The sequence below is a fragment of the Pseudoalteromonas sp. TAB23 genome, assembly GCF_000498075.1.
In the GTDB taxonomy this organism is placed as follows: Bacteria; Pseudomonadota; Gammaproteobacteria; order Enterobacterales; family Alteromonadaceae; genus Pseudoalteromonas; species Pseudoalteromonas arctica.
In genome coordinates this window covers 20,238-27,115 of record NZ_AUTP01000146.1, presented here as the reverse complement: position 1 = coordinate 27,115, position 6,878 = coordinate 20,238, and the positions used below count along the sequence as shown (strand labels likewise).

The 6,878-nt window shown below is 41.0% G+C and carries 6 protein-coding genes and 1 pseudogene; 1 reads left to right on the top strand and 6 read right to left on the bottom strand.

What is annotated here, in order from left to right; translation table 11 throughout:
* The 3 genes from L654_RS0105890 to xerD all read right to left on the bottom strand — a co-directional run.
* A partial coding sequence (locus L654_RS0105890; RefSeq protein ID WP_024607542.1) for a DHH family phosphoesterase occupies positions 1–1,161 on the bottom strand: 1,161 nt, incomplete at its 3' end.
* A 78-nt stretch (positions 1,162–1,239) separates the two neighbouring features.
* Complete coding sequence (gene dsbC, locus L654_RS0105885) at positions 1,240–1,968, bottom strand: bifunctional protein-disulfide isomerase/oxidoreductase DsbC (RefSeq protein ID WP_007583768.1); 729 nt, start codon at positions 1,966–1,968, stop codon at positions 1,240–1,242.
* A 63-nt stretch (positions 1,969–2,031) separates the two neighbouring features.
* Positions 2,032–2,958: a site-specific tyrosine recombinase XerD gene (gene xerD / locus L654_RS0105880; RefSeq protein ID WP_024590718.1), complete on the bottom strand. Its 927-nt coding sequence runs from the start codon at positions 2,956–2,958 to the stop codon at positions 2,032–2,034.
* 94 nt (positions 2,959–3,052) lie between these two features.
* Here xerD and fldB point away from each other — a divergent pair, with 94 nt between their 5' ends.
* A complete protein-coding gene (fldB, locus tag L654_RS0105875; RefSeq protein WP_007583764.1) occupies positions 3,053–3,574 on the top strand; it encodes a flavodoxin FldB in 522 nt (173 codons plus the stop codon).
* Between the two features lie 84 nt (positions 3,575–3,658).
* Here fldB and L654_RS0105870 read toward each other — a convergent pair whose 3' ends face one another.
* The 3 genes and pseudogenes from L654_RS0105870 to L654_RS01000000125595 all read right to left on the bottom strand — a co-directional run bounded on the left by L654_RS0105870 (position 3,659) and on the right by L654_RS01000000125595 (position 6,851).
* Positions 3,659–4,126 carry a YHS domain-containing (seleno)protein gene (locus tag L654_RS0105870; RefSeq protein ID WP_007583762.1) on the bottom strand — a complete coding sequence of 156 codons (468 nt, stop codon included), beginning with the start codon at positions 4,124–4,126 and terminating at the stop codon, positions 3,659–3,661.
* A gap of 139 nt (positions 4,127–4,265) precedes the next feature.
* Entirely contained in the window at positions 4,266–4,712 is a 447-nt protein-coding gene (locus L654_RS0105865; RefSeq protein WP_024607541.1) for a DUF2147 domain-containing protein, read from the bottom strand.
* A gap of 146 nt (positions 4,713–4,858) precedes the next feature.
* Positions 4,859–6,851 (bottom strand): annotated as a pseudogene (locus L654_RS01000000125595) (alpha-amylase family protein).
* Between the last annotated feature and the right edge of the window lie 27 nt (positions 6,852–6,878).

Sequence of the window (6,878 nt, the reverse complement as noted above, 5' to 3'; positions counted from 1 at the left end):
GCCACCAGCAAATATAACGGTTGGGCGGTGGTATTTTTCTTTTAAGCGACCAGCCAAAATACCAATAACACCTTGATGCCAATCGTCTTGAAACAAACAAATAGCATCAGGAATGTTATCGTCGCTAAATGCGAGTCTATCAAGCACGGCTTGCGCTTCGGCTTGCATGCCTTGTTCTATTTCGCGCCTTGCAAAGTTTAAGCTATCGAGCTCGCCCGCTATACTACGCGCTTGGTTTATATCGGTGCTAAGCAAGCACGCTATACCCAAGCTCATGTCGTCTAATCGCCCTGCTGCATTTAAACGCGGCGCAAGTGAAAAGCCAAAGTCGCTTGCACTTAAGCGCGCAGCATTGCGGTTAGCCACTTCAATAAGCGCGGTAATACCAGGGCGTGTTTTACCACTGCGAATACGTGCTAGACCTTGGTGTACTAAGGTACGGTTATTTGCATCAAGTGCCACTACATCGGCAACCGTGCCAAGCGCTACAATGTCGAGCAAGTTAGCTAAATTAGGCGGCGGTTGCTGCTCAAAATAACCTAAATCTCGCATTACGCTTCTCAGCGCTATTAATAAGTAAAAAGCAACGCCAACGCCTGCAATAGATTTAGACGGAAAATCACATTCGTGCCTATTTGGATTTACGATTGCATCTGCATTTGGCAGCTGCTCACCTTGTAAGTGGTGATCTGTTACCAGCACTTTTATGCCAACCGCTTTTAAAATATCAATACCGGCAATACACGATATGCCGTTATCTACGGTGATCACTAAATCAGGCTTTATTTGTACTATTTGCTCTGCAAGTGCGGGGCTTAAACCATAACCTAAGCTAAACCGGTCAGGAATTAAGTAATCTAAATGCTTAAAGCCAAACATCTCAAGGCCTTGCATTAATGTTGCAGTGCTTGTTGCGCCATCAGCATCAAAATCGCCGACTATTAATATTTGGCTTTGCGTCTTTAATGCTTCAATTAGTAAATCGCTGGCTTTGTCGATATCTTTAAACAATTTAAAGTCGTGAAGCGTAGCTACGCTGTTATTTAGCTCGTCGGCATTAAATACATTGCGGTTAGCATAAATTTGTTTAATTACAGGGTGTAAATTACTCGGTAGATGCGAGTCGTCAACGTTTTCACGCGCAATGATTAGTTTTTTCATGCAGAGTTTTAACTTATTGGGTCGTATTAAAAAGACAAAAAAAGGCCATTAAGGCCTTTTTATTAGCTATAAAACGTATTACGACGCTTTGTTAGCTTCTAATGCTGCTTTTAGTGCTGCTGCTGGCTGGTAACCAGGGATCATCGTACCATCTTCTAAAATAATAGCGGGTGTGCCGCTAATACCAAAGCTTTGACCTAATTGATAATGCTCTGCAACCGGTGCGCTACAGCCTGCAACTACTTTAGTGCTTGTGCCCGATTTAGCTTCTGTTAGTGCTTCTTGCTGATCGCGTGCACACCATACATTCATTAAATCTGCGTAACCTGAACCTTGTAAGCCACCACGTGGAAACGCTAAGTACTTAACGGTAATACCCGCATCAAGTAAATCGTCTAACTCGCGGTGTAATTTACGACAGTAACCACAGCTAATGTCGGTAAATACAGTAATGCTGTGTTTTTCGTTTGGCGCTTTGTACACAATCATCGATTCTTCGTATTCTTTAAGACCTTCAACACGCACGCCATTTAATGCTTGCTCTGTTAGGTTATTACGATTATTTAAATCAATTAACGTACCTTGCATTAAATATTGACCGTCTGGACTTGCGTAAAGCACGCCCTTGTTAGTAATCAATTCTTTTAAACCCGTTACTGGACTTGGGTTAATTTGCTTTACAGTTACACCAAGCTCGGCAAATTTAGTAATAATAGGATCATTAGCATCTGGTGTTACAGCAACGCCATTTGCAAATGCACTAATACTTGTGCACAACATGGCACCTGCTAACATTAATTTTTTCATAACTTCTCTCTATCCTAAAAATACTTAATATATTGACCGGCTTAATGATATTTACTTTCAAACTTACGCACGCGGATGATGCTCTGCGTGTACCGACTTTAACCGTTCATTGGCAACATGGGTATAAATTTGCGTAGTTGATAAATCGCTATGGCCCAACATCATTTGTACCACACGTAAATCTGCCCCATGATTTAATAAGTGCGTAGCAAAAGCATGGCGCATAGTATGGGGCGATAATGGAGACTCAACTGCTGCCAAAATAGCATAGTGTTTAATTCTATGCCAAAAGGTTTGTCGCGTCATGCCTACTCCGCGTTTAGATGGGAACACAAAATCGGTGGCATGTTTTATCATTTGCGCACGCCCACCCTTTAAAAATTGCTCAAGCCAATACATGGCTTCTTCACCCAGTGGAACTAAGCGCTCTTTATTACCTTTACCTTTTACAAACACCACTGCTTGGCGCAAATTAATTTGCTCCATGCGTAGTCCAACAAGCTCACTTACACGCAAACCCGTTGCATAAAGTAGCTCTAGCATGGCTTTATCGCGCAGTCCCATCGCTTCTTCGGTATTAGGCGCATTCAATAATGCCTCAACTTCGGCCTCTGAGAGTGTTTTAGGTAACGACTGCCCTGCTTTTGGCTGAGAAATATTTAGCATGGGAGTGTCGCTAATTAGTTTTTCGCGCACAAAGTACTGATAAAAACGCTTTAACGCACTAATACTACGTGCAGTACTGCGTGGTTTTAAGCCTAAATCGACTCGGTGCGCTAAGTAACTCTCTACATCAAGCCCTGTTACCGTCATTAAATTTTCGCCCTTTAAAAATAGGCAAAACTTATCTAAATCACTGCGATAAGCACTTAATGTGTTTTCGCTTACGCCTTGTTCTAAGTACAGGCTATCTAAAAAGGTTTCTAGGTAGTCGCTATTACTGCTCATACTGCTGTTATTTTCAAAAGAATCGTCAGATAGCGTTGTCACATTATGCTCTCATGCTTTGCTAAGGTATCAATTAAAAATACCTTACGGTAAACTTGAGCCTATCATATCAGGCAATTACACAGTGATAAATACGATGCAAATTGGTTTATTTTTTGGTTCTACTACGTGCTACACCGAAATGGCAGCAGAAAAGATTCGCGACATTATTGGTGCCGATATAGTTACCCTGCACAATATTAAAGACGAGCCACTAAAAAATGCAGAGCAGTATGACTTTATCATCTTTGGTATTTCAACGTGGGATTTTGGTGAAATACAAGAAGACTGGGAGTCAAAGTGGGACGACATAGCCGACGTAAACCTAAATGGTAAAACCATTGCTTTATTTGGCATGGGCGATCAACAAGGTTACGGGCAGTGGTTTCAAGATGCGCTAGGCATGCTACACGACGAAATAAATACGCAAACATTTACTCAACTTGGTTTTTGGCCAAACGACAGTAGTTACGAGTTTGAAGCTTCAAAAGCATTAACACCTGATGGTAAACAGTTTGTAGGACTCGCGCTCGACGAAGACAGTCAATACGAGCTAAGCGACGACCGCATTGCAACATGGGTTGAACAGGTAATGACTGAATACGGCGAAACGCTTTAATTAATAAGCTAATAAATAAAAATCAAAAAGCAAAAAGCCCGCAACTAGTTTAGTTGCGGGCTTTTGATTAGTAATATGAGTAATTTATTGAAACGTCATCACATTGGTTGTTTGTGGGTAGTACCCATCTGCCATAACAATGTACGGTAATAAATTACTTAACCATTTTTGCTGCACGCTTTCGCTATAGTTTAAGTAAAGCTTACCTTCGTGAATATAAAATGCTTCTGGGTCTATACCTACAGCGTTACCTTCATCAGCCATTGCATAAGCACACCAACCACCGTATTGCGGTGCATAACGCTTTGGGTTTTCTGCAAATGTCGTTTTGTTTTCTTCACTCGAAAAGTGCCAGTTGGCACCTAAATAACTAAACGTGTATTTGTCGCTGCCTTTAACGGCTTTATTTTGCGTAAAATAAGCAACGCTGTCGTACCCTTTAATAGCCGTGTTATTAAACCAACCCGTATTTACAGCATCATCCTTTGCATTTGCCCCACCGCTTATTAACAGTGCGCTAAGCATTATTAAAGCAACTATGTACTTAATCATCTTTTTTCCTTTATTATTTACTCAAAATTGAATGCCAATTAAATATAGCTGGCTTAGTGAGTAAGAAAGGCAAAGCGCAAAAATGATTTCAGTTAATACTTAATTATTTAACGCCCAGTGATTAAATAAGTAGTAAAACTTACTCTACTTTTAGCCAATATTGGTTTCGATAAAAGAAGCCAATGTAGCCGCGTACTTCGAGCTTTTTACCTTCATCTTGCGGGGTTAGTTGTAAAGTGTAGGTTTTACCATTTGTTGGGTCGAGTATTTCACCGTCTCCCCAAACACCATCATCTTGTGCTTTTACACCCGTGATTATAGTCATTCCTAAAATAGGCTGATCTTTTAACTCATCATCGCATTTACTACATATATCATTTTGTTTTGCCGGGTTAAGAATGGTTTCAACTTTGCCGCTCAATACACCGCTGGTTTGGGTAATACGTACATACGACTTAGCTTGGTTTGTATCCTCATCAATTGTTTTCCAAAGCCCTACAGGCGTAATAGCAGCAAACACACCTTGGCTTGCAAAAATGGTGGCTGCTAACGTGCTAAGTAATGCTAATTTATTTAACTTTTTCATTGTATTGCCTTTTAAATTAAGTGGCCAATGGCTAAATCATATCAGGTGATTTATAAACACACACTATTAAAGCGCTGTACATAAAGCAAAAAACCTAAACTAATAATCATTAGTTTAGGTTTTCATATGAGCTTTTTTGCTTACTTTTAAAAACTACGAATTACTACACCTGAATTATTAAACTCAAATTTATTAATTTTTCCGCATTGCGCCATATGATTAGTACTTGTATAAGGTGCATTGTCTTGTGCAATGGCAGTCTCCCATCCTTGGCCATTTTTAATGAATGCTTTTAGTTCAAACCATCCATTAACCGCTTTACTGCAATCCATATCTACATCAAGCATCCAATAGTGTTCGCCCCATATATTTAAAGGTGTCACACCAAAACCATCTGTGTTTACCGTTTTTTCAGCGCCCCAACCTGCTGGCCAAACGTTCGTTGTCCAGTCGGTAGCAGAACCTTCTGCTTCGCTACTTTGCCCATTTTCTATACCATACCAATCAAGGTAGTTATCATTTGCTTTCCAAGGGCTTGTTGTGACATTTTTTAAATTGTTATGACGAATAGGCATTGCACACTCAAAATTACTTGTTTGGCAATTTCGACCAAGGTTTGCGTTTGCATAAGCGTGGTCAATTCCACCACGGATAAACATATCTTGTCCGCTTTGTGTTTGTGCATTAATAAAAATAACCGTTCGCTGCCAGTCACTTTCAGTGCTTGAGGCAGAACTGGTATTTAACTTGGCATTTTTATGAATTGCCATCGCATCCCAAGCGCCAATATTAAGATTAATAGTACCGTCGGAATTAACCGTTATAACCTCACCACTACAACTTTTAGCATCAGCTGACAGTTCGCCTTTTAGCACATTACAGTATTGCCCTGACGCCATATCGGTTTGCACAGTTGCAGTAAGTGTTGAGTCTTCTTTGTTAATAGCCATATGACCCGAGCTACCTCGGCCAAATGAAATTTGATTATTTGTGTTATCCCACCAATTTGTTACTGCCCAGTTGTCGGCGGNCCCCGCCTGCAATATATGACCAGCGATGCTCACACTTCCAATTACTCGCAAAACACTCTAAGTTACCATTATTATGTACCGGTACATTTGGCCCACCAGCATCTGTATCACCATGAAAATCATAACTCGACATTACTTTTGGATAACCGTACGGATAAGCCAACATAAATACATTGGCTAAGTCATATAAGCGGCCATCTTCAAAGGTAATAACATTGCCAGCGCCGCCGTGCCCGCGCTGATTGTCGTGATTGTCTACAAAAACCACCGCAGAAGAGCTTGGCATAAAGCCCCACCCTTCGCCAAAATTACTCAGCCATGCAAGCGAGCCGTTTCTAAAAGTGTTACCAAGCTCAGTGCTATATTTAAATTCAGTTACTAAACCTGTGCTTAAATATTCAGAGGCACCAACAGCCTCCCCACCTTGATCGATCACTTCTTGAAAAACCACTGGCGAGCCATTTACTTTGGCCATTAAACTTTGGATATCGCTTGCTGCAACATGTTTAGAAGCATCAAACCGAAAGCCTTTTACGCCAATAGCTTGTAAGTCGTTAATATATGCTGCAATGGTATTTTGCACATAGTTTGAAGCGGTATCTAAATCGGCAAGTCCAACTAGTTCACAGTTTTGTACTCGGTAGCGATCGTTGCCATAATCAGAGTTATTAATGGTACAACTTTCATGAAAATCTTGTGGGCTATAAATAGGAAAGCTTTTATTACCAAAGCTATTTCCCGCCGTGCCTGTGCCACTTCCTGCTGCCATATGGTTAATAAGCGTATCAACGTAAATATCAACCCCAGCTGCACTACAGCGATTTACCATATCGATAAACTGTGCACGGTTTCCGCCACGACTTTGCAGTTCATAACTTACTGGCTGATAACGTGTCCACCATTGGCTTCCTGTAATGTGCTCATTAGGTGGCGAGACCTGTACTGCAGCGTAGCCTTTTGGTCCTAGGTATTGCTCACATTCTTGCGCTACATCTTGCCAATTCCATTCAAACAAATGTACAAATGTGGTGGGCGTAGCAGTCGCAATGCTAGGTAAGAGCAACCCTAGGCTTAAACCTGCGGTGGTGATTATTTTATTGAGTTTCATAGTGTGTGATCCAATTGTTGAGCGAGC